The following is a 17,671-nucleotide window of genomic DNA, read 5'->3' as shown; positions in this document are numbered from 1 at the left end:
CAGAAACTGGAGGAAACACCATGCCGAAAGACGCATCGAAATCAGCCCAACTCTACCGGATGGTCATGCAGGATCATCTTTGCCCTTACGGTCTCAAGTCCAAAGACCTGCTTGAACGGGAAGGGTACGAGGTCGAGGATCATCACCTGACGACACGTGAGGAAACCGATGCCTTCATGGAAAAGCACGGGGTCGAGACCACGCCGCAAACGTGGATCGGCGAGGAACGGATCGGCGGCCATGACGATCTGCGGGTGCATTTCGGTCTCGACGCGCCGGAAAGCGAACGCTCGGACACCTCCTATCAGCCAGTGATCGCGATTTTCGCCGTCGCGTTCCTGATGGCGCTCGGCCTGTCGTGGTACAGCTTTGGAACCATCCTCAGCCTGCGCGCGCTGGAATGGTTCATAGCGATCTCGATGTGCTTGCTTGCAGTGCAGAAGCTTCAGGATGTGGAAAGTTTCTCGACCATGTTCCTGAATTACGACCTGCTGGCGCGCCGCTGGGTGCGCTACGGCAAGATCTATCCTTTCGGAGAGGCATTCGCCGGCATCCTCATGGTCGCCGGGGCGCTCACCTGGCTTTCGGCACCCGTGGCCTTGTTCATCGGCACCGTCGGCGCGGTATCGGTGTTCAAGGCGGTATACATCGACAAGCGCGAATTGAAATGCGCCTGCGTCGGGGGCGACAGCAACGTGCCGCTGGGGTTCGTCTCGCTCACCGAGAACCTGATGATGATGGTCATGGGCATCTGGATGCCGATCCGGGTCTACCTGATCGGCTGACGGCCCCGCGACCTCTACAGAGGCGCGGCGTGTACGACCTTGCTGAGTGGTGGAGATGATCCTCACCTACCAGCCATCGCGCCAAGGGCTGGTTCGAGGTTCGTCAGCCGATCGTCGCGAGAAAGGGAAACGTCCCCAGCAGCCAATAGGCAAATCGTGACAGTTGCCCGGTCATGATGGCAACTCCCATGATGATCATGGCAACACCCGCGCCCTTGTAGAGCCAGCGACCGGCCTTGCCGATCTGCCTTACCCGCGCGGCGATGGCGTCGGTGAACAGCGCAGCCAGCAGGAAAGGCACCCCCAGACCAGCGGAATAGATCGACAGCAGCCAGATGCCGTCCGACATGCCGCCGGAGGTCGAACTGAGTGTCAGGATCGCGCCGAGGATCGGTCCGATGCAAGGTGTCCAGCCGAAGGCGAAGGCAAGCCCCAGCACATAAGCGCCAAACGGGCGACCGCCGGGAATGTCGAGATTGAAACGGGTATCGCGCGAGAACGCATCCAGACGAAAGACACCCAGCATGACCAGTCCGAACAGAATGATGATCGCGCCGCCGAGATAGTTCAGCTCGGTGCGCCACGTCAGCAGCAGGGACCCTAGCGCGCTGGCCCCGGCCCCGAGGGCGACGAAGACCGTCGAAAAGCCGAGGACAAAGCAGGCACTCAACCCGAGCGCCCCGGCGCGCGCCCGCAAGCCGACCGACCGCGTCGTGCGCAAATCCGGCTGACCCGCGATATAGGATACGTAGCCCGGCACAAGCGGCAGGACGCAAGGCGACAGGAACGAGATGGCCCCCGCCAGGAAGGCCGCGAAGATGCCGATGCCGGAGATGCCCATCACGCGTCACGCTCGGTGCTGAAGGGCCACACGGCCCACCAGAACGCGACCAGCGGGACCACGATCCATTGCAACACAGGTGACAGGCCCGCATCGAGGACCGGAATGATTGGCATCAGGTCCGAATAGGCCCAGGCGGCGCGGATCACGATGTTGAGCCATTCGCTGAACAGCGTGTATCCGAGCCCGAACACCACCGTCAGGACGGTCACAGACCGCCGCGTCGAGGCGACCAGGGGCCAGCCCCAGCCCGACAGCATGAGGGCAAGCATCAGCGCGCTCATGGCGATCAGGATATCACCACCCGTGCAATGGACGGCTGCGAAGACAATCTCACCCCAGGTGCCCTCGTTCCATATCGTGTAGAGCGGCATATGCGCGAACTCCCAGATCAAGTTGGCCGGGATGATCACCGCAAAATACCGACGCAGAGCTGTCAGGGAAATTCCGTCTGTCGAGGACAGCCTGACGCCAGTCTCGACGACACTCATTGAAACACACCTGTCAGCCGGTCCCACCAGCTGGGCTCCCGGCGTCGATGCTGGGCGTTGTTGGTCAACTCGCTGACATAGAGGATCAGGTTCACGTTCTTGAAGTCCATGCCATAAAATTTTGCAGCGAACCGCCCGCCGATGTCCACGACATGGGTGACCGCTCCGTGCATCATCATGTCGCTGTCGGCGGTCATCGTGAACTCCAGCCCATAGTCCCGCGCCAGAACGCGCGTTGCATTTTCAGTCTGATCGGGACGTTTGGTTAGAATAACCCAATTGCTTGGATCGAGCCCATGCCGGTCCGAGTAATCGCGCAACACGTCTGGCGTGTCGTTCACAGGATCGGTCGTGATCGAGATGAACTGCACAAGCTCCTTCATCGGCCCGTCGTTGATCGAAGCCTGGACCGCCGCGATCTTTTCCGCATGGAGCGGGCAGATATCCGGGCAGTTGGCATAGATGAAATGCAGGATGACCACCTTGTCGCTGAAATCCGACAGGCGCACGGGATTCCCCTCGGAATCCTGCAGCTCGAAACCCGGAGCCTGCGCTGCATCGATGGCTTGGAAGTAGGGCTCCATCTCGAACATGCGGGCATCCAGGTTTTCCCCCGGATGATTGGCGAAGGCCGGAGACGAAATCGTGGCCGCGAGTATCGCTAAAGCGGCGCGCCGTGTCAGTGCTGTCAATTCTTGTATCCTTACAATAAATGCCTGCCGATCCGTTGACCGACAGGCATTTGGGCAAATCTAGCCGTCAGACTTTTCCGACGGCATCATGCCGCCGTCCATGTTCTCGGTCATGGACGCCATCATCTCGGTGCAGGCTTCCATCATGGGTTTCATTTCGGCCATCATCTTCATCATGCCCATCATGTCGCCGTCCATCATGCCGCCTTGCATGGCCCCTCATTCTGCATCATTTCGCCCGTTTCCGGCGTGGTCTGTTCCTGGGCGCTGACGGCAAATGCACTTGCAGTAAGGGCCGTCGCAACGACGAAAGTTGTAAGTGTTTTTCTCATGGTTTTCTCCTTGGGTTGATCGTGTGGTTATCGAAAGAACTCAGTCGGGAGACGCCCCGTCCGGCGAGTTGGAGCATCTCTTTCCAGACCCGCCCTTCATGCACAGACCCAGGCCGCACATCGCGGCACAGGGGGCCAGCGAGACCAGAACAGGCGCGAGCCCGATCGCGGTGAGCCATCCCCAGTTCAGGGCCATGCCGCCCCCCATCACGGTTGCCGCACCGACGAACAGCAATCGTCTGCGCGTCAACCACCTGGGCCAATTTCCTGCGCTTTCGATGTTGGCGGCACCCGCAATGTTGGAAGGTGATATTTCGGTCATCCGGAAAGTCCTTTCGATGATTAAAAGCTAGTCATTCCAGTAGCTGGAAGGTCAAGGGTGGGCAGTGGACTTTTGCTAGGATTCATTCAATAAAGCTTCGCAAAAAGGACACCATCTCGGGATCATCCCATTCGGCCGGGCCGACCAGTCGCCCGAGCTCCCGCCCCTGCGCGTCGATCAGGATCGTCGTCGGCAGGCCAACGGTGCGCAGCGCGGTCATCGAAAGCATGGTCTGGTCGACATACATATTGAGATTGGTGACACCGATCTCGTCGTAGAAACGCCGAACGATTTGTGATCCGGCCCGGTCGATGGAAAGGGCAACCACTTCGAAGTCGTCGCCGCCAAGTTCCGCCTGAAGCGCATCGAGCGTCGGCATCTCTTCGCGGCAGGGGACGCACCAGGTTGCCCAGACATTCACGAGGATCACCTTGCCGCGAAAATCTTCCATGTCTCCGCGGCTGCCGTCATCTTTCTCGTAGCGCACATTGGCGACAGGCTGCGGGGTGTCGTGAAGTGCAAACCCTTGCGGTGTCGCGAAAGCCGCGCCGACGGACAGTGCCCAGGCGATCAGCGCCGGTTTCAGATTTTTCATGGCGTTGTCTCCTTGGCGGATTGGGTTTTGAGGTCACGGACGATCGGCAGCAGCGTTTCCTGCAGGATCGCTCGCGTGATCGGACCGACATGGCGGTAGGCGACCGTGCCATCGGCGATGACGTAGGTTTCGGGCACGCCATAGACGCCCCATTCGATACCGGCGCGTCCGTTGATATCGGCCCCGATGCGCGCGTAGGGATCGCCCAATTCGTCGAGCCAGGCGCGGGCTTGATCGGGCGGGTCTTTGTAGTTGATCCCGTAAAGCGGCACTTCGTCTGTTGCGCTCAGTTCCATGAACAACGGATGTTCGGCGCGGCAAGGCACACACCACGAGGCGAAGACGTTCACGAGCGAGACGTGGCCGATCAGGTCCTGTGTCGAAAGACCTTCCTCGCGGCCAAGCACCGGGGGCAGCGCGAAGTCGGGCACAGATTTGCCGAGAAGTGCTGACGGCAAATCGTCGCCACCCCTGAAAAGCCCCCAACCGAACAGGACCATGAGGGCAAAAGCTATCAGCGGCACCAGCAAGAACCCGGAGATTCTGCGCCGTGATACGGGTTCGGTTTTGCCGACGACCTCTTGCGTCATGGCTGCGCCTGCTCATCCGCGAGGGTGCGGCTTTCCTGCGACGCGCGAACCCGGTCGGGCCATGTGCTCTTGATGTAGTCGATGATTGCCGTGATCTCACCGTCTGTCAGTACGCCCTCATATCCGGGCATGTCGCTTTCGTAGCCGTTCCCGACAATCGCCGCCGGTCCGTGTTTCACGATGTCGAACAATACGCGGTCGGGGTGATGCCAGGTATGGCCGGAGGCGTCGTGCGGTGGGGCAGGCAACTTGCCGCTCGGCAATCGTGTGCGCCATTCAGGTTGCCCTTCCAGGTTCGCCCCATGGCAACTGGCGCAATTCTCTTGATAGAGGCGCTCACCCATGCGCACGTCGCTCTGCGCCGCTACGGGCAAAACCGTTGTGGCGAGCAGGACAGCCGAGAGCCTAATCGTGTTTTTCACTAAGTTTCCGCCTTCTTATTGCGAGCCACCTACAGAGGACGATGAGTGCCGAGAGCAACGACAGGACAAGCAGGACGCAAAGCGCCCAGACCAAGCCCATCGACAACAGGCTGTCGCCGCTGCTGGCACCTTTAGTCCGCATTTCGGCGCATTTCTATTTTCCGCTGTCCGAGCGAATGTATTTGACCAATGCGATCGCCGCGAGCACCAGCACCCCCACGATCAGCAACCAGACGAGGCCCATCGCGATCATCATGCCGCCGCCCATCATTTCACCGTTCATCATCATACAATTCATCCTTTGCTTTTCCTTGAAGCCGATCTGGCACGGGTTCGCACCAGACCGCGCAATTGATCATTCGACCGCATATACGGTCGGGCTCACACCTTCCTCGACGGTGTAAATCTTGAACGGCTCCTGTTTTGCGCCGCCCATACCCGGCGACCCCATCGGCATACCGGGAAGGGTCACACCGGCAATTTCCGGGCGCTCTTCGAGCAGCCTGTTGACGACATCGATCGGCACGTGACCGCTGACAACGTAATCGTCCAGAAAGGCGGTATGGCAGCCCTGAAAATCGTCCGGGATACCAGCCTCGCGGCTGATCTGCGCCAAGTCGTGGGTCGGTTTCACCTCCACCGTGAAACCGTTCTCCCGCAGATAGTCCGCGTAGCTTTCGCAGCATCCGCATTGCGGGTTCTTGTAGAGCGTGACCTCCTGCGCGGCGACCGGTGCGGCATTCAGGCTCATCGCAAGGACAGCGGCAGCACCTGCGGTGCCGAGGCTGGCAAATCCAAGTATCTTTTTCATCGGTTCTTTCCCTTTCGTCATCAGTGATCTGTGAGTTTTCAGGTTTTGGTCGTGCCGGGATCGACGCGGATGACGCCCATCATGCCCGCTGCCTGGTGTTCCAGGATGTGGCAGTGGAACATCCAGTCTCCCGGATTGTCCGCCACGAACGCGATTTCGACCCGTTCTTCGGGGGCCATCAGGACGGTGTCCTGCCATTCGCGATGCCGTGTCGGTTGCCCGTTGCGCGCGATCACACGGAACGAATGTCCATGAAAATGGATCGGATGGTGCCAAGCCGTGCGATTATCCATCTCGAACACGTGCGACGTGCCCTGCGGCAGGACCAGCAACGGGTCCATCATGTGACCCGTCGCGGCTTCGCCGTTGATGAACCACATGTTTCCTTCGCGCATCTGGCCCATCATTGACCCCATGCCGCCGCCCATCATCATCTGCCCCATCATTCCGCCGTTGAAGACGATCTGATGTCGCGCGGCCGACGCCATGTCCGGTTCCGCCAACGGGTTGGGTCGCAGGTCCATCGACCAATCCGGCACACTGTCCCGCAGCCTGTCAGGCCCATAGACGAGGTCGACCAGACGGTATTCGAGGCCGTCGTAGAACACATCGGTGACGGTGACGACTTCTCCGGGCTTGCCAGTCATGTCGATCACCAGATCAACACGCATGGCTGGTCCGATCACCACAATATCGCTGTCAGGGGCATGGGGAGTCACGGGTTGACCGTCCAAAGCGACCACAACCGGTGCAAGACCACCGAAATCCAGCCCGAATATCCGCGCGTTCGCCGCATTGACTAGCCGCAAGCGGATGCGCTCACCGGACCGCACCGCGATGCGGTCGGGTATCTGGCCGTTGATGGTCACGGAATTACCAATACGACCGCCGTGCGTCGCGTCGTGGCGGTTGCCGAAGTCATCCGCAATTTGCCCGTCCCGGGTCATGCGCCAGTCGTCCAGCATCCAGGTCAGGTCACGATCCACGCGGATCGGGTCCGCCTCCTCGACGATCAGTGGCCCGTAAAGGCCGCGTCCGACCTGTTCCGAACTGCGCTGGTGCGGATGGTACCAGAACGTGCCCGCATCCAGCGCATCGAACTCGTAGAGAAAATCGCCATCAACCGGGATCGGGTCCTGCGTGAGGAACGGCACTCCGTCCATCGCATTGGGCGTGCGAATGCCATGCCAGTGGATTGTGGTCCCTTCATCCAACCCATTCTGAGCCAGAACCCGCACGCGGTCGCCCCGCCGGACCCTAATTTCAGGGCCGGGGACGGACCCGTTATAGCTCCAGACATTAGTCGGGCCGTATGGTGACGGGCGCAGGGCGGCCTGTCCGGATGCCGCGCGTAGGACGAATGGGTCCCCAGTTGGATCGGCCATTGCCATTCGTGCAGGTGATAGAGCGGATAGGGCTGTGAATGCGGCACCTGTGCGAAGCACGTGCCTTCGTGAAATCGGTCTGTGGAGAATCATCGCAACTGCCTTGATCTGAAAGGGTCGCACTCAGCCAGCTTCGGCCAAGGCAACAATCAGGCCTCGCAGCAGGCGAGGCCGGTATCAGGTTCAAACAGGCAGTTTGGGAGGGAACGGATCAAGCGACGGATTTGCGCCGACTGGGATCAAAGGTTCGGCACCCCGGATGGCAGTACCAAAGGGCATCGCGAGCCGCTCTGACGGCATCTTGGCAAGGAGGCCAGCCGTACCGCTGGAGCCGCAAGGAACAGGACACCCACCTTCACAGGCAGTACCGTCAGCAAATCCAGCGGGATCGCAACCATTGCAGAGGCCATCGGCGCTTTCGGTGGGTTCCATCTGCGCCATAGCCGTGGCCGACATACTGGCCGACGACACATCCGGCGCAGTCACTGCACCGAAGGTCAGCATGAGAATCAAAACAAGGCGAAAAACGCGGAACATAAACAGTTTATACAACCTTCCAGTAAGGGGAGGTCAAGCGATATTCTGTAACTTGGACGTGATGTCCCTGTAGCCTCACGATCTTGAGGCGGATGTCATTTCACTCGAATCGCACATCGGCGCACAGTACCCGGTTAAAGTCGCTACGTAGTAGGTCCGGATTCGCCAGAAGCATTATTCCATATCCAATTCAGTTAGTCCTTTTCTTGCAGAATCGTTGGCTACCCGTCACGCGCCCACGCAAGTGCGCACTCGGTATCGCTGGATTCGAACCACTGCATCTCGGAGCCCGTCAGTAGGTTGACCACCCGTGCGCCCCATTCCATCCATCTGCGTTCTCCGACAACCGCTATGCGACAGAAATCGTTCACGTGTAGTGTCGATCTACAGAACTTCCAGGATCGCCGAAGGCTCTTCGTAGCCCTCGAAACTTGTAAGGTCGAGAACCAGACCCGGATTATCGGTTGTTCCAAGACGTTCATGAAGCAGCGCGTGCATTTTCTTGAAGTCTGCCTCTGTCAACTTGCCTTCGCAGACGAGCCCGATGACATCATCATGCTCGTTCAGCGTTTCCTTGAACATTGGTCTTCTCCTTTTCACTTGCGTTGCCGTGACCGTAGAGATCGGCGTTCTGATGAGCGCGATCCTCATGCTCAAATTCGAGACTGGAATGGCTGATGCCGAACTCTTCCTTCAGCCGCTTCTTGATCGCGCTCTTGATCTCTTCGATCTTCGACCAGCCCTCGGTTGCCACGACGACATGGCAGTCGAGCGCAGCCTCGTGCTCTTGCATTTGCCAGAGATGGACGTGGTGGACGTCGGCGACGCCTTCGACTTTCCGCATCGCTTCGACGACGGCCTCGTTGTCGATGTCCGGCGGGCTCCCGAGCATCAGGGTTCGGATTGGGCCGCCTATTTCAGTGAAAGACAGATACAGGATGTAGATCGCGATGCCGATGGTGATGGCCGGATCAACCCAACGCATGTCGTAAAGGATGATCAGCGACCCACCGACGATAACCGCGACCGAAGCAAGCGCGTCCGACAGGTTATGCAGGAAAAGCGCGCGGATGTTCACGCTGCCCTTCTGCATCGAATAGGTCAGTATTGCGGTCAGCGTGTCGACCACAAGCGCGATTCCACCGAGAATGACGACGGTCCACCCCATGACTTCGGGTGGATCAATCATGCGCATGCCACCTTCGTAGATCAGATAGAAGCCGATCACGATGAGGGTGGTGTAGTTGATCAGGGCTGCGACGATTTCGACCCGGCCATATCCGAAGGTCATGCGCTCATCGGCTGGGCGGCGCGCGATCCTGCGCGCGGAAAGGCAATGACAAGCGAAGCCATATCGGAAAAGTTGTGCAGCGCATCGGCGATCAGTGCCAGACTACCCGAGAATATGCCCCCGACGATCTGCGCAACGGTAAGAAGCCCGTTCGCCCAGATGGCGATGGCAACCCGCCGGTCCCCAGAATTCGGATCGATATGCGCGTGCCCGTGGTCATGTGGCATTGGCAGGCTCCGCGTGCGCGTGTGTCGCGCGTCGGTCAGTCTTCAGGCGGCCGCTGCGGAAACCACGTACGCGCGCATTCATCCAGTGGCGTATTATATGACGGTAAAGGGCGCCACGCAGCCATCCAAAGGATTGCTCATGGGACAAATAGAAGGCGTCCGGCGTATCGTACACGCCAAAATCTTGCACAATGCCGGTTTTCTGAATGTAGGTATCTTCTCCGTTCCAGGCGACGGGAGGCGCGCCAAGGCAATCCGTGCCCGCGCCATAACCGCAGAGACTTTCTGTGTTCGAGAATGACGTTTGCAGGACATCGAGGAAAGCGTCATCCAGGATGAAGCCTTCAAGGTTGATCCAGGCACCTTGAAATTCGATCTCGACCCATGAGTGGAGAATTTCCTGCGGAGCAAGCGGATACACCAGCTCAGGGACAACACCGCGCTGCAAGCCTTTGTGGATCGTGAAGCCATGCAACCGGCAACGAATGCCAACACCACGCAGCAGCGCCATCAAGAGCGTGCCTTTGGTATTGCACTGCCCGTAGCCGTCGGAAAGCACTTCGGATGCGGGGATGTCGTCAGCTCGATTGTATCCGAACGCGATTTCATTCCGAACGAAATCATAGGCAGCTCCGACCCGATCGTATTCGGATAAGCCGCGCCAGCTGCGGTTCTCAATTAGATGCGCAAGAGGCGCGGCATCAAAATCCAGTAGTTTGGTGGGTACAAGTAGGGGGTCGGTCATCTGCAACGGGTCGCTCCTCGAATCGTCTTGGAACAAGACTAATTGCTATAGTCACTGTAGCTTCAATCCTTTCTTTCAGAAAGAATCTCCCGCAATTATTTGCCCGTATGAACTGCTTTGTGGTGTTCGCCGTGTGCGTCGCGCAGAATGTCGATACCTCCCCAGGCCGCGATCCCGGCGACAATCACGCCGACGACGAGGTCCGGCCAGTTGGTTCCCAGCCAGGCGACGAGGCCGCCAGCCACGACGATTCCGAGGTTCGCGGCGAAATCGTTGTAACTGAAGGTGTTGGCCGCGCGGATGTTGACGTCCGGATCTTTGAGCTTAGCGAGCAGCCAGACGCAGACTGCGTTGATGGCCGCCGCAATCAGGGCCATGGCGATCATGATCGTCCCGAGCGGATCTGACCCGCCGATGTAGCGGCGCCACGCATCGTAGAGGATGCCTGCAGCGAACAGGATCAGCAGCCCACCGGAAACGTTCGCCGCCCCGCGTTTCCATTTGTCGGATCGGGACAAAGCGAAAAGGCTGATCGCGTAGACGAAGCTGTCGGAGAGGTTATCGAGCCCGTTGGCGATCAGAGCACTTGAATCGCCGAAGGCGCCTGTTGCGAAAAACGCCACGGCCAAACCGATATTGAGCGCCAGAACGATCCAAAGCGTCCGTCTCTCCATTGAATCTTGTCTAGCGGCCATTTTGTGGTTCCAGCTTGTGTTGTGCAACACATTAACTTCTGCGGCTGATCTGCGTTCCAGCCGGAATGTTGGCTGAATTCCTTCAGACCCCGATTTCCTCGTGCTCGGTCAAGCATTCCGAATGGTCCCGCAACACCTCAAGCACCTTGCAATCTCCCGTCCGCCCGCCGCTGCATTCGTGAACCATGCGTTTCAGTTCCGTGCGCAGCGCCTTCAGGCGCGCCATGCGCTGCTCCACCTGTTTGAGCTGGCGACGCGCGATGGCATCGGCCTCGTGGCAGGGCCGGTTGGGATGGTCGCTGAGGTCGAGCAGCTCGCGGATCGCATCGAGCGAGAAACCGAGTTGCCGCGAGTGGCGGATGAAGGACAGTCGATCGAGCTGTGCATTGTCGTAGCGCCTCTGTCCGCCTTCGGTCCTGCCAGGTTCGGGCATGAGTCCGATCTGTTCGTAGTACCGGATGGTCTGCACTTTTGTGCCAGTCTTCTTTGACAGAGTACCGATCGTGAGCATTTTCGCCTCCATGAAAAAGATACAGTTTGTGTAGGTTTTGCCGTCGAAATAAACAAGTGTCGGATTCACAGACGCGTGAGTTGAAGCTATACCATGATTTCGCGCTTGAACCTCTAGCGGCTAGAGGATGTATCCGCACATGCAATAAGAATCAAAAACAGGCGAACAGGATTGTCCCTTACATCGGCACAGAAGTTTCTTTGGGTTTTGGCAGGCGTTGCAGCGCTTGCCTTCCTATGGCTTTTGCTATGGTCCGATTATCGTGCCGATAGCGCCCGAACTGACGCCGAGCCGCCTTTTTTCGCTCAGTTCGAACTGACGGACCACCAGGGTATGGTTCGAACCGAGGAGGACTTTGCGGGGCGCTGGATGCTGGTTTTTTTCGGCTTTACCAACTGCCCCGACGTTTGCCCAACGACCCTATCTGAGGTCGCGGCGGTGATGAAGGGTCTGGGCGACGATGCCGCCAAGGTCCAGCCGATTTTCATAACAATCGACCCTGAACGAGACACGCCCGCAGCACTCGCCGAATACGTCCCGCTGTTCGATTCGGGCATCATCGGGCTGACGGGCACGCCGGAACAGATCGCCGCCACGTCCGAGACGTTTCCAATCTTCTTTGAGCGCGTCGAAGAGGCCGCAGCGCGGGATGGGTACACCATGGGCCACACGTCGCATCTGTTCCTCTTCGATCCCGACGCGGGCTTCGCCGACTCGTGGCCCTACGGCACCTCCGCCGAAGAGATCCTCGCCGATCTGGAAAAGAGGATCTGACCGAAATGAACCGTATGTCCGGAGAAACAGCCCTCGGGCTGGCGTGGATCATCGCGCTCGTCGCCTCGCTTGCCGTGCTTTTCATCGGCGAGGTGCTGGGGCAGACGCCCTGTGTGCTGTGCTGGTTCCAGCGCGCCTTCATGTCCCCCTTGGCCATTGTCCTCGGGCTCGGCCTTTGGTGGCGGGACGGCCGCGTGGGGCGCTACGGCATCGCATTGGCGCTTGGCGGCGGCGCAATCGCCCTCTGGCACATGGGGCTGTACGTCGGTCTTGTTCCCGAACGCATCCAGCCCTGCTCGGCCACCGGCCCCTCTTGCACCGATGACAACCAACGGGTCTTCGGCATCCCGATCCCGCTGATGGCGCTCGCCGCCTTCGCGCTGATCGGGGCCCTGTCGGCCCTTTCATTGAAGGATACACGAACATGAACCGACGCGGCCTGATCCTGTCCGTTCTCGCCCTCGGCGTCGCCGGTTTCGGCGGAGCCACCTGGTTTGCAACCCGCCCCGGCCCGGTGGCCGAAGCGGAGCCTGTTGCGCCGGAACTCGCGGACGCGATGATCCGCCCCTACTCGCCCATCCTCGGGCCTGCGGAAGCGCCCGTCACGATCGTCGAATTCTTCGATCCGGCCTGCGAGGCCTGTCGCGCCTTTCATCCCATCGTGAAGGACATCATGGCCGAGCATGGGGATGCTGTCCGCGTCGTGATCCGCTACACGCCCTTCCACGGCGCGGCATCCGAGGAAGCGATCCGCGTGCTCGAGGCGGCGCGCATGCAGGACGTTTACGTGCCGGTGCTTGAGGCCGTTCTGCGGGAACAGCCGAGATGGGCGTCGCACGGTGCCCCGGCGCCTGGCCTGATCCTTCAGATCGCCGCCACGGCCGGACTCGATGCCGAGGCCGCGCGCACGCAAATGCTGGCACCCGATGTCGTGGCGATCCTGAACCAGGATCGTGCTGACGTCGAGACCGTGGGAATTCGCCAGACGCCCACATTCTTCGTGAACGGCAAGCCGCTCGATCCATTCGGAGAGGCAGAATTGCGTCGTCTGGTGGCTGCCGAAGTCGCTGCTGCGCAAAGCTGAATGGAAAGGGCAGGATCAGAACGATGAAAAAGTATATTTTGACTGGCACACTGGCGGCGCTTTTGACCTTAGGAGGGCTCTCGGTGCCCGCGCTGGCCGGACCCGAGGATGTTGTCGTCGAGAACGCGTGGTCCCGCGCCTCCATCGGGATGAACCGTCCCGGGGCCGCTTACATGACGATCCGCAACACTGGCGACGAGCCAGTGACGCTGATCGGCCTTACAACACCGCTCGCGATGATGCCCGAAATTCACGAGACGAAGACAAATGCCGAAGGTGTGAGTTCCATGAGCCCGGCGGGGGAGATCGCGATCGCCCCAGGCGAGAGCGTCGCGCTCGAACCGGGGGGCCTGCACGCAATGCTGATGCGGCTACAAGAACCGATGACGGAAGGGGACACCTTTCCGCTGACCCTGCTTTTCGACGACGGAGGCGAAGTGACGGTCGAGGTGCCGATCCTCGGAATCGCTGCGCGGGGGCCAGAGGACTGATGCGGCGACGGGCGATCCTGGGGTACGGCGCGGCTGGTGTCGGGGCGGTCGCCCTGATGCTCTTCGTCGGTTGGTGGCAGGTCGATGGACCCGGTGGACCCGAATCTGTCAGGCAGCGGCCTGTGGCCCTGACCGAGATGGATTTCCGTCTGACGGATCATGAAGGCAACGCGGTCGGGCCAGAAACCCTGATCGGTCGCCCGACGATGGCGTTCTTCGGCTTCACCTACTGTCCCGATGTCTGCCCGACCACGCTCTCGGACATTTCGGGATGGCTCGACGATCTGGGAGACGAGGCCGACGAGATGAACGTGGTTTTCATCACGGTCGATCCCGAGCGCGACACTGTCGAAACGATGGCCGAATATGTCGGCTACTTCCATCCTGCGATCCGTGGCTGGACGGGACCGGAAGAGCAGATCGCGCGCGTCGCGGACGGCTTCCGCGCCACCTACGAGCGGGTGCCGACGGGGAGCGGCGATTACACGATGAACCACACCGCGAGCGTCTTCCTGTTCGCAGCCTCTGGGCGGTTCGTCACCATGATCGACTATCACGAACCCAGAGAATTCGCGGTGCCGAAAATTCACCGCGCGCTGGAAGAAGAAATGGAGGGGGCAACATGAGGCTCAGAACTTTGGCGGCGGTTGTCGCAATTTTGGGGACGGTTTCGGGGGCAGCTATCGTCATCTCCGATGTTCTGTCGAAAGAACCCGTGCCGCCGGAACTTGCCTCGGCAGGTAATTGGATGCCCCAGCGTCCTGACGCCCCCCAGAACGTTGACATCTTCGTGACGCTGCCCGTGACGGTATGGGCAGAAGATGCACCCAACCTAGGCCCCCTGCCCCTTCTGCAGGTCGCGTTTGCCGACAGGCCGGTAAGGGCGATCGAGCCACCGCTGTCGATGTGGTCGCGCGACATTGCACCTGGCGAGACGCTCGATTTCTTGCTGTCCGAAGCTGGACTTGCGGCACCTGACAGAGCCGAAGTTGCCCTCGCGCTTGGCGCGGAATACGATCTGCGACGGCTGCGGCCGGGGCACTCGGTCACTGTCGCTTCGACCGTGGACGGCAGCCCCCGCACCGTCTCACTCGCCGTCGAGGACGGAGTGCGGATCGAGGTGGTTTTCGGCGAGCAGTTGTCCACACAGGTCGTGGCTCCGGATCCGGAGATCGTAACCCTTGCCGGCGAAGCGGTGATCGACAGCTCGATCTTCGCGGCACTCGACGAAGCCGGCATACCCGCCCGTTTTTCCGTGGACCTTGCGCAGATGCTGGGTGGGACCGTGAATTTCCGCCGCGAGTTGGCCGGTGGCGAGACACTAAGGCTTCTCTGGCGCGAGGCGCGTGTGGGCGAGGACAGGATCGGACAGCCCGAGCTCGCCTTCGCCGCATTGGAGATCGGCGGTTCGCTTTACGAGATCGTATGGCCGGACGACGGCAGCGGTCAGGCGACGATCTACGTCGATGGCGAGGTGCTGCGCGTCTTCGCACAGCCGGTCGAGGGTGCGCGCCTGAGCTCGGTGTTCGGACGCCGTACGCATCCGGTCTTTGGCAACGTCCGGATGCACACCGGCGTCGATTTCGCAGCGGCACGTGGGACACCGGTTCAATCGACGGCACCGGGGCGGGTCAGTTTCATCGGCTGGCGGGGCGGCTATGGTCGAGTGGTCGAAATCGCCCACGGCTCCGACACCATGACGCGCTACGCGCATCTGAGCGCCGTGCCGGAAGACCTGGCACAAGGCCACCGCGTGGCGGCGGGAGATGTGATCGGCCGCGTCGGCGCGACTGGTACGGCGACAGGTCCGAACCTGCACTACGAAGTCCTCGTGGATGGGCGCCCGACTGACCCCCTCTCTGACGACCGGCTCGCCGAAACAGCCGAGAGCGAAGCGGAAGATACCGCCGCGCTCTCGCGTCTGGCCGAGGCGCGCGCGCTTCTGAATCAAAACCTCGGCAGCGAGATTGCCGAAACGACAACCGAAAGGCTCTGACCCATGAAACGCATGACCCAAGCTCTGGCAATCACCCTCGCCCTGTTACCAGCGGCCCAGGTCCTCGCAGAGGCAACGGCGATCGAGGTCCGCAAGACGAACGGTTGCGGCTGTTGCCTCTCGTGGATGAATCATCTCGAAGAAAACGGGTTTGCGCCGACGGGCGAGAACATGTTCGGTGGGTCGCTGGTTCGCTTCAAGCTCGACAACGGCGTGCCGCAGCGCATGGTCTCCTGCCACACCGCGCTCATTGATGGCTACGTGATCGAAGGCCATGTCCCGGCCGGTGACATCCGCCGCATTCTCGAGGAGCGCTCGGACGCCGTCGGCCTCACCGTTCCGGGGATGCCCTATGGCTCGCCCGGCATGGGGCCGGAAGAAGACCGTGAAGCCTACGATGTCTTCCTCATCCGCGAGAACGGGTCGACGGAAGTCTTTTCAAGCTACGTCGAAGGATAATCTGGCCCAATTATGGAAAATCTCTCTCCGATCATGCTCGGCTTTCTCGGAAGCCTCGCCGCCGGATCGCTTACGGCGGTCGGAGCAGCTCCCGTGCTGTTCGGGCGCATCCCGTCGCGGGCCACACGCGATCTGTCGCTCGGCTTCGCTGCCGGTGTGATGCTCGCCGCTTCCTTCTTTTCGCTGATCATCCCGGCATTGGATGCGGCAGAGCCAATGTTCGAAAACGGCGCGATGCCTGCGGCCATCGTATGCGTCTCGATCCTTCTGGGCATGGGGGCTGTCGCCCTGATGAACGAAAAGCTGCCGCACGAGCATTTCAAGACGGGACGCGAAGGGCCCGAAGCGGCGTCTTTGCGGCGGGTCTGGCTGTTCATCATCGCGATCACGATCCACAACTTCCCCGAAGGCCTCGCGGTCGGGGTCGGGTTCGGTTCCGGTGGCATGGAAGGTGGCCTCCCACTCGCCATCGGCATCGGCTTGCAGAACGCGCCCGAAGGATTGGCCGTCGCTGTATCTCTGCTGGGCGAGGGATATCCGAAGCTGCGCGCCTGGGGCATCGCGGCGCTGACGGGCATGGTCGAGCCGATTGGCGGTTTGCTCGGGGCCGGCATCATCACACTGTCGGAACCGCTGCTTCCATGGGGTCTGGCCTTTGCCGCGGGCGCAATGCTCTACGTCATTAGCCACGAAATCATCCCCGAAACCCATCGCAGCGGCCATCAGAACAGGGCGACGCTCGGTCTCGCAGTCGGGCTCGTTCTGATGCTGTTCCTTGATGTCTGGTTGGGATGAGGCAATGTCACTAAACAAGGTATCTCCGATGATCGGCGTCTTCGCAGCACTTTCTGCGTTCGCGATCGATCAGATCACCAAAGCCATTGTCGTTGCGAATGCCGTCACTTTAAGCGCCGGGATTCCCGTGTTTCCGGGATTCAACCTCGTCTTTTATCGTAATGACGGCGTGACTTTCGGGATGTTGGGCGGCGCGCCGTGGTGGAGCCTCATCGCTCTCGCTCTTGCCATCTGTGTTTGGCTGGGGATTATGCTGTTTCGCGCCGAAAATGCGGCCGAAACACTTGCCTATGGCGCGATCATTGGCGGAGCCCTGGGCAATGTCATCGATCGTGTGCGGTATCGGGCTGTAACAGACTTTCTCGATTTCTACATTGGCACAACACATTGGCCTGCCTTCAACTTGGCCGATGTATTTGTAGTCAGTGGCGTGGGGCTCTTGCTCGCCGCGGCATGGATCAGCGCGCGGCGTTCGATCAAGTCGTGAAGCCGGAAATTCTGAACCGCATCGCTCTGCGCCACCGTTTTCTTTCGCGGATGACGCTTGGTTTCGTCGCCGGGGCGCTGACCGTTCTGACTTTCCCGCCTTTCTCGCTTCTCCTGCTCGTTCCCGTTGCCTATTCCGCGTTCTTTGTCGGTCTTTGCGATCTCTCCCTAGGTGTTTGATCCCACGGTTTGATGGTGTGATCCTTTCGAAGGAATGGAAGGATGCCCTATGGGACAAGTTCGTCACGGAAGCGCCACGACCACGTACGCCGTCAGAGCAGCAATACAGCGATCGCAAGCTTCGATCGCGGCGC

General features: G+C 60.3%; 29 protein-coding genes and 1 pseudogene. 11 read left to right on the top strand and 19 right to left on the bottom strand.

Annotated features, from left to right (window positions below):
• Positions 1-20 precede the first annotated feature (20 nt).
• A complete protein-coding gene (locus BFP70_RS05395; protein ID WP_172839579.1) occupies positions 21-785 on the top strand; it encodes a MauE/DoxX family redox-associated membrane protein in 765 nt (254 codons plus the stop codon).
• Positions 786-888: 103 nt separating this feature from the next.
• Here the strand turns inward: BFP70_RS05395 and BFP70_RS05390 are convergent, their stop codons facing one another.
• From BFP70_RS05390 to BFP70_RS05315, 19 genes and pseudogenes are all read right to left on the bottom strand, one after another.
• Positions 889-1,626, bottom strand: coding sequence for a cytochrome c biogenesis CcdA family protein (locus tag BFP70_RS05390; protein ID WP_066010350.1), 738 nt, complete (start codon positions 1,624-1,626; stop codon positions 889-891).
• The gene (locus BFP70_RS05385) at positions 1,626-2,117 is read right to left on the bottom strand and encodes a hypothetical protein (RefSeq protein ID WP_066010349.1); all 492 of its coding nucleotides are present in this window, start codon (positions 2,115-2,117) and stop codon (positions 1,626-1,628) included. Before BFP70_RS05385 ends, BFP70_RS05390 begins: the two co-directional genes overlap by 1 nt.
• Complete coding sequence (locus tag BFP70_RS05380; RefSeq protein WP_255356605.1) at positions 2,114-2,809, bottom strand: SCO family protein; 696 nt, start codon at positions 2,807-2,809, stop codon at positions 2,114-2,116. Before BFP70_RS05380 ends, BFP70_RS05385 begins: the two co-directional genes overlap by 4 nt.
• A 60-nt stretch (positions 2,810-2,869) precedes the next feature.
• On the bottom strand, positions 2,870-3,022 hold the full coding sequence (locus BFP70_RS21350) for a hypothetical protein (RefSeq protein ID WP_255356604.1): 153 nt from the start codon (positions 3,020-3,022) through the stop codon (positions 2,870-2,872).
• Positions 3,007-3,141 carry a hypothetical protein gene (locus BFP70_RS21345; RefSeq protein ID WP_255356603.1) on the bottom strand — a complete coding sequence of 45 codons (135 nt, stop codon included), beginning with the start codon at positions 3,139-3,141 and terminating at the stop codon, positions 3,007-3,009. Before BFP70_RS21345 ends, BFP70_RS21350 begins: the two co-directional genes overlap by 16 nt.
• 40 nt (positions 3,142-3,181) lie before the next feature.
• Positions 3,182-3,463 carry a hypothetical protein gene (locus tag BFP70_RS05370; protein ID WP_066010347.1) on the bottom strand — a complete coding sequence of 94 codons (282 nt, stop codon included), beginning with the start codon at positions 3,461-3,463 and terminating at the stop codon, positions 3,182-3,184.
• 82 nt (positions 3,464-3,545) lie between these two features.
• Positions 3,546-4,058, bottom strand: coding sequence for a TlpA disulfide reductase family protein (locus BFP70_RS05365; protein ID WP_066010346.1), 513 nt, complete (start codon positions 4,056-4,058; stop codon positions 3,546-3,548).
• Positions 4,055-4,648 (bottom strand): DsbE family thiol:disulfide interchange protein, encoded by a 594-nt coding sequence (locus BFP70_RS05360; protein ID WP_066010345.1) that lies wholly within the window; start codon positions 4,646-4,648, stop codon positions 4,055-4,057. Before BFP70_RS05360 ends, BFP70_RS05365 begins: the two co-directional genes overlap by 4 nt.
• Positions 4,645-5,022, bottom strand: coding sequence for a cytochrome c (locus BFP70_RS05355; protein WP_369820186.1), 378 nt, complete (start codon positions 5,020-5,022; stop codon positions 4,645-4,647). The genes BFP70_RS05360 and BFP70_RS05355 overlap by 4 nt, the downstream gene beginning before the upstream one ends.
• 202 nt (positions 5,023-5,224) lie before the next feature.
• Positions 5,225-5,359: a hypothetical protein gene (locus BFP70_RS21340; RefSeq protein ID WP_255356602.1), complete on the bottom strand. Its 135-nt coding sequence runs from the start codon at positions 5,357-5,359 to the stop codon at positions 5,225-5,227.
• A 66-nt stretch (positions 5,360-5,425) separates the two neighbouring features.
• A complete protein-coding gene (locus BFP70_RS05350) occupies positions 5,426-5,902 on the bottom strand; it encodes a DUF411 domain-containing protein (RefSeq protein ID WP_255356601.1) in 477 nt (158 codons plus the stop codon).
• A 17-nt stretch (positions 5,903-5,919) separates the two neighbouring features.
• Entirely contained in the window at positions 5,920-7,359 is a 1,440-nt protein-coding gene (locus BFP70_RS05345; protein WP_083217372.1) for a multicopper oxidase family protein, read from the bottom strand.
• Between the two features lie 90 nt (positions 7,360-7,449).
• Entirely contained in the window at positions 7,450-7,818 is a 369-nt protein-coding gene (locus tag BFP70_RS05340) for a hypothetical protein (RefSeq protein ID WP_255356599.1), read from the bottom strand.
• Between the two features lie 206 nt (positions 7,819-8,024).
• Positions 8,025-8,174, bottom strand: coding sequence for an STAS/SEC14 domain-containing protein (locus BFP70_RS21335; RefSeq protein WP_255356598.1), 150 nt, complete (start codon positions 8,172-8,174; stop codon positions 8,025-8,027).
• Between the two features lie 13 nt (positions 8,175-8,187).
• Entirely contained in the window at positions 8,188-8,385 is a 198-nt protein-coding gene (locus tag BFP70_RS21330; RefSeq protein WP_255356597.1) for an STAS/SEC14 domain-containing protein, read from the bottom strand.
• Positions 8,357-9,321, bottom strand: a pseudogene (locus BFP70_RS05330) (cation diffusion facilitator family transporter). The gene BFP70_RS21330 and the pseudogene BFP70_RS05330 overlap by 29 nt, the downstream one beginning before the upstream one ends.
• Positions 9,311-10,066, bottom strand: coding sequence for a transglutaminase family protein (locus BFP70_RS05325; protein WP_066010342.1), 756 nt, complete (start codon positions 10,064-10,066; stop codon positions 9,311-9,313). Before BFP70_RS05325 ends, BFP70_RS05330 begins: the two are co-directional and overlap by 11 nt.
• Before the next feature lie 95 nt (positions 10,067-10,161).
• Positions 10,162-10,740: a cation transporter gene (locus BFP70_RS05320; RefSeq protein WP_037941752.1), complete on the bottom strand. Its 579-nt coding sequence runs from the start codon at positions 10,738-10,740 to the stop codon at positions 10,162-10,164.
• Positions 10,741-10,843: 103 nt separating this feature from the next.
• The gene (locus BFP70_RS05315) at positions 10,844-11,272 is read right to left on the bottom strand and encodes a helix-turn-helix domain-containing protein (protein WP_037954972.1); all 429 of its coding nucleotides are present in this window, start codon (positions 11,270-11,272) and stop codon (positions 10,844-10,846) included.
• A gap of 171 nt (positions 11,273-11,443) precedes the next feature.
• Here BFP70_RS05315 and BFP70_RS05310 point away from each other — a divergent pair, with 171 nt between their 5' ends.
• Genes BFP70_RS05310 through BFP70_RS20265 form a run of 10 tightly spaced genes read left to right on the top strand, consistent with a single transcriptional unit; the run spans position 11,444 to position 17,537 of the window.
• On the top strand, positions 11,444-12,046 hold the full coding sequence (locus BFP70_RS05310; RefSeq protein WP_242656845.1) for an SCO family protein: 603 nt from the start codon (positions 11,444-11,446) through the stop codon (positions 12,044-12,046).
• 5 nt (positions 12,047-12,051) lie between these two features.
• Positions 12,052-12,474 carry a disulfide bond formation protein B gene (locus tag BFP70_RS05305; RefSeq protein ID WP_066010341.1) on the top strand — a complete coding sequence of 141 codons (423 nt, stop codon included), beginning with the start codon at positions 12,052-12,054 and terminating at the stop codon, positions 12,472-12,474.
• Entirely contained in the window at positions 12,471-13,130 is a 660-nt protein-coding gene (locus BFP70_RS05300) for a thioredoxin domain-containing protein (RefSeq protein ID WP_013959868.1), read from the top strand. Before BFP70_RS05305 ends, BFP70_RS05300 begins: the two co-directional genes overlap by 4 nt.
• Before the next feature lie 23 nt (positions 13,131-13,153).
• Complete coding sequence (locus BFP70_RS05295) at positions 13,154-13,621, top strand: copper chaperone PCu(A)C (RefSeq protein ID WP_066010340.1); 468 nt, start codon at positions 13,154-13,156, stop codon at positions 13,619-13,621.
• On the top strand, positions 13,621-14,247 hold the full coding sequence (locus BFP70_RS05290) for an SCO family protein (protein ID WP_066010339.1): 627 nt from the start codon (positions 13,621-13,623) through the stop codon (positions 14,245-14,247). Before BFP70_RS05295 ends, BFP70_RS05290 begins: the two co-directional genes overlap by 1 nt.
• Positions 14,244-15,617 carry a M23 family metallopeptidase gene (locus tag BFP70_RS05285; protein ID WP_066010338.1) on the top strand — a complete coding sequence of 458 codons (1,374 nt, stop codon included), beginning with the start codon at positions 14,244-14,246 and terminating at the stop codon, positions 15,615-15,617. Before BFP70_RS05290 ends, BFP70_RS05285 begins: the two co-directional genes overlap by 4 nt.
• A 3-nt stretch (positions 15,618-15,620) precedes the next feature.
• On the top strand, positions 15,621-16,076 hold the full coding sequence (locus BFP70_RS05280; protein ID WP_066010337.1) for a DUF411 domain-containing protein: 456 nt from the start codon (positions 15,621-15,623) through the stop codon (positions 16,074-16,076).
• A gap of 12 nt (positions 16,077-16,088) precedes the next feature.
• Positions 16,089-16,871 carry a ZIP family metal transporter gene (locus BFP70_RS05275; RefSeq protein ID WP_066010336.1) on the top strand — a complete coding sequence of 261 codons (783 nt, stop codon included), beginning with the start codon at positions 16,089-16,091 and terminating at the stop codon, positions 16,869-16,871.
• A gap of 28 nt (positions 16,872-16,899) precedes the next feature.
• Positions 16,900-17,358, top strand: coding sequence for a signal peptidase II (gene lspA, locus BFP70_RS05270; protein WP_066010335.1), 459 nt, complete (start codon positions 16,900-16,902; stop codon positions 17,356-17,358).
• Positions 17,325-17,537 (top strand): hypothetical protein, encoded by a 213-nt coding sequence (locus BFP70_RS20265; RefSeq protein ID WP_255356596.1) that lies wholly within the window; start codon positions 17,325-17,327, stop codon positions 17,535-17,537. Before lspA ends, BFP70_RS20265 begins: the two co-directional genes overlap by 34 nt.
• Positions 17,538-17,671 lie beyond the last annotated feature (134 nt).

The organism is Thioclava sp. SK-1, from assembly GCF_001705665.1.
Taxonomy (GTDB): domain Bacteria; phylum Pseudomonadota; class Alphaproteobacteria; order Rhodobacterales; family Rhodobacteraceae; genus Thioclava.
This window is presented reverse-complemented; position numbering and strand designations above follow the sequence as displayed.

What these genes read in the sequence shown, in the direction of transcription:
- BFP70_RS05305 (WP_066010341.1), top strand. Translation starts at nt 12,052, where the DNA reads ATGAACCGTATGTCCGGAGAAACAGCCCTCGGGCTGGCGTGGATCATC.
- BFP70_RS05285 (WP_066010338.1), top strand. Translation starts at nt 14,244, where the DNA reads ATGAGGCTCAGAACTTTGGCGGCGGTTGTCGCAATTTTGGGGACGGTT.
- BFP70_RS05275 (WP_066010336.1), top strand. Translation starts at nt 16,089, where the DNA reads ATGGAAAATCTCTCTCCGATCATGCTCGGCTTTCTCGGAAGCCTCGCC.
- BFP70_RS05350 (WP_255356601.1), bottom strand. Translation starts at nt 5,902, where the DNA reads ATGACGAAAGGGAAAGAACCGATGAAAAAGATACTTGGATTTGCCAGC.
- BFP70_RS21340 (WP_255356602.1), bottom strand. Translation starts at nt 5,359, where the DNA reads ATGATGATGAACGGTGAAATGATGGGCGGCGGCATGATGATCGCGATG.
- BFP70_RS05345 (WP_083217372.1), bottom strand. Translation starts at nt 7,359, where the DNA reads ATGATTCTCCACAGACCGATTTCACGAAGGCACGTGCTTCGCACAGGT.
- BFP70_RS05360 (WP_066010345.1), bottom strand. Translation starts at nt 4,648, where the DNA reads ATGACGCAAGAGGTCGTCGGCAAAACCGAACCCGTATCACGGCGCAGA.
- BFP70_RS05300 (WP_013959868.1), top strand. Translation starts at nt 12,471, where the DNA reads ATGAACCGACGCGGCCTGATCCTGTCCGTTCTCGCCCTCGGCGTCGCC.
- BFP70_RS05365 (WP_066010346.1), bottom strand. Translation starts at nt 4,058, where the DNA reads ATGAAAAATCTGAAACCGGCGCTGATCGCCTGGGCACTGTCCGTCGGC.
- BFP70_RS05280 (WP_066010337.1), top strand. Translation starts at nt 15,621, where the DNA reads ATGAAACGCATGACCCAAGCTCTGGCAATCACCCTCGCCCTGTTACCA.
- BFP70_RS05325 (WP_066010342.1), bottom strand. Translation starts at nt 10,066, where the DNA reads ATGACCGACCCCCTACTTGTACCCACCAAACTACTGGATTTTGATGCC.
- BFP70_RS21330 (WP_255356597.1), bottom strand. Translation starts at nt 8,385, where the DNA reads ATGTTCAAGGAAACGCTGAACGAGCATGATGATGTCATCGGGCTCGTC.
- BFP70_RS05315 (WP_037954972.1), bottom strand. Translation starts at nt 11,272, where the DNA reads ATGCTCACGATCGGTACTCTGTCAAAGAAGACTGGCACAAAAGTGCAG.
- BFP70_RS21345 (WP_255356603.1), bottom strand. Translation starts at nt 3,141, where the DNA reads ATGAGAAAAACACTTACAACTTTCGTCGTTGCGACGGCCCTTACTGCA.
- BFP70_RS05320 (WP_037941752.1), bottom strand. Translation starts at nt 10,740, where the DNA reads ATGGAGAGACGGACGCTTTGGATCGTTCTGGCGCTCAATATCGGTTTG.
- BFP70_RS05370 (WP_066010347.1), bottom strand. Translation starts at nt 3,463, where the DNA reads ATGACCGAAATATCACCTTCCAACATTGCGGGTGCCGCCAACATCGAA.
- BFP70_RS21350 (WP_255356604.1), bottom strand. Translation starts at nt 3,022, where the DNA reads ATGCAAGGCGGCATGATGGACGGCGACATGATGGGCATGATGAAGATG.
- BFP70_RS05395 (WP_172839579.1), top strand. Translation starts at nt 21, where the DNA reads ATGCCGAAAGACGCATCGAAATCAGCCCAACTCTACCGGATGGTCATG.
- BFP70_RS05390 (WP_066010350.1), bottom strand. Translation starts at nt 1,626, where the DNA reads ATGGGCATCTCCGGCATCGGCATCTTCGCGGCCTTCCTGGCGGGGGCC.
- BFP70_RS05295 (WP_066010340.1), top strand. Translation starts at nt 13,154, where the DNA reads ATGAAAAAGTATATTTTGACTGGCACACTGGCGGCGCTTTTGACCTTA.
- BFP70_RS05385 (WP_066010349.1), bottom strand. Translation starts at nt 2,117, where the DNA reads ATGAGTGTCGTCGAGACTGGCGTCAGGCTGTCCTCGACAGACGGAATT.
- lspA (WP_066010335.1), top strand. Translation starts at nt 16,900, where the DNA reads ATGATCGGCGTCTTCGCAGCACTTTCTGCGTTCGCGATCGATCAGATC.
- BFP70_RS20265 (WP_255356596.1), top strand. Translation starts at nt 17,325, where the DNA reads ATGGATCAGCGCGCGGCGTTCGATCAAGTCGTGAAGCCGGAAATTCTG.
- BFP70_RS05290 (WP_066010339.1), top strand. Translation starts at nt 13,621, where the DNA reads ATGCGGCGACGGGCGATCCTGGGGTACGGCGCGGCTGGTGTCGGGGCG.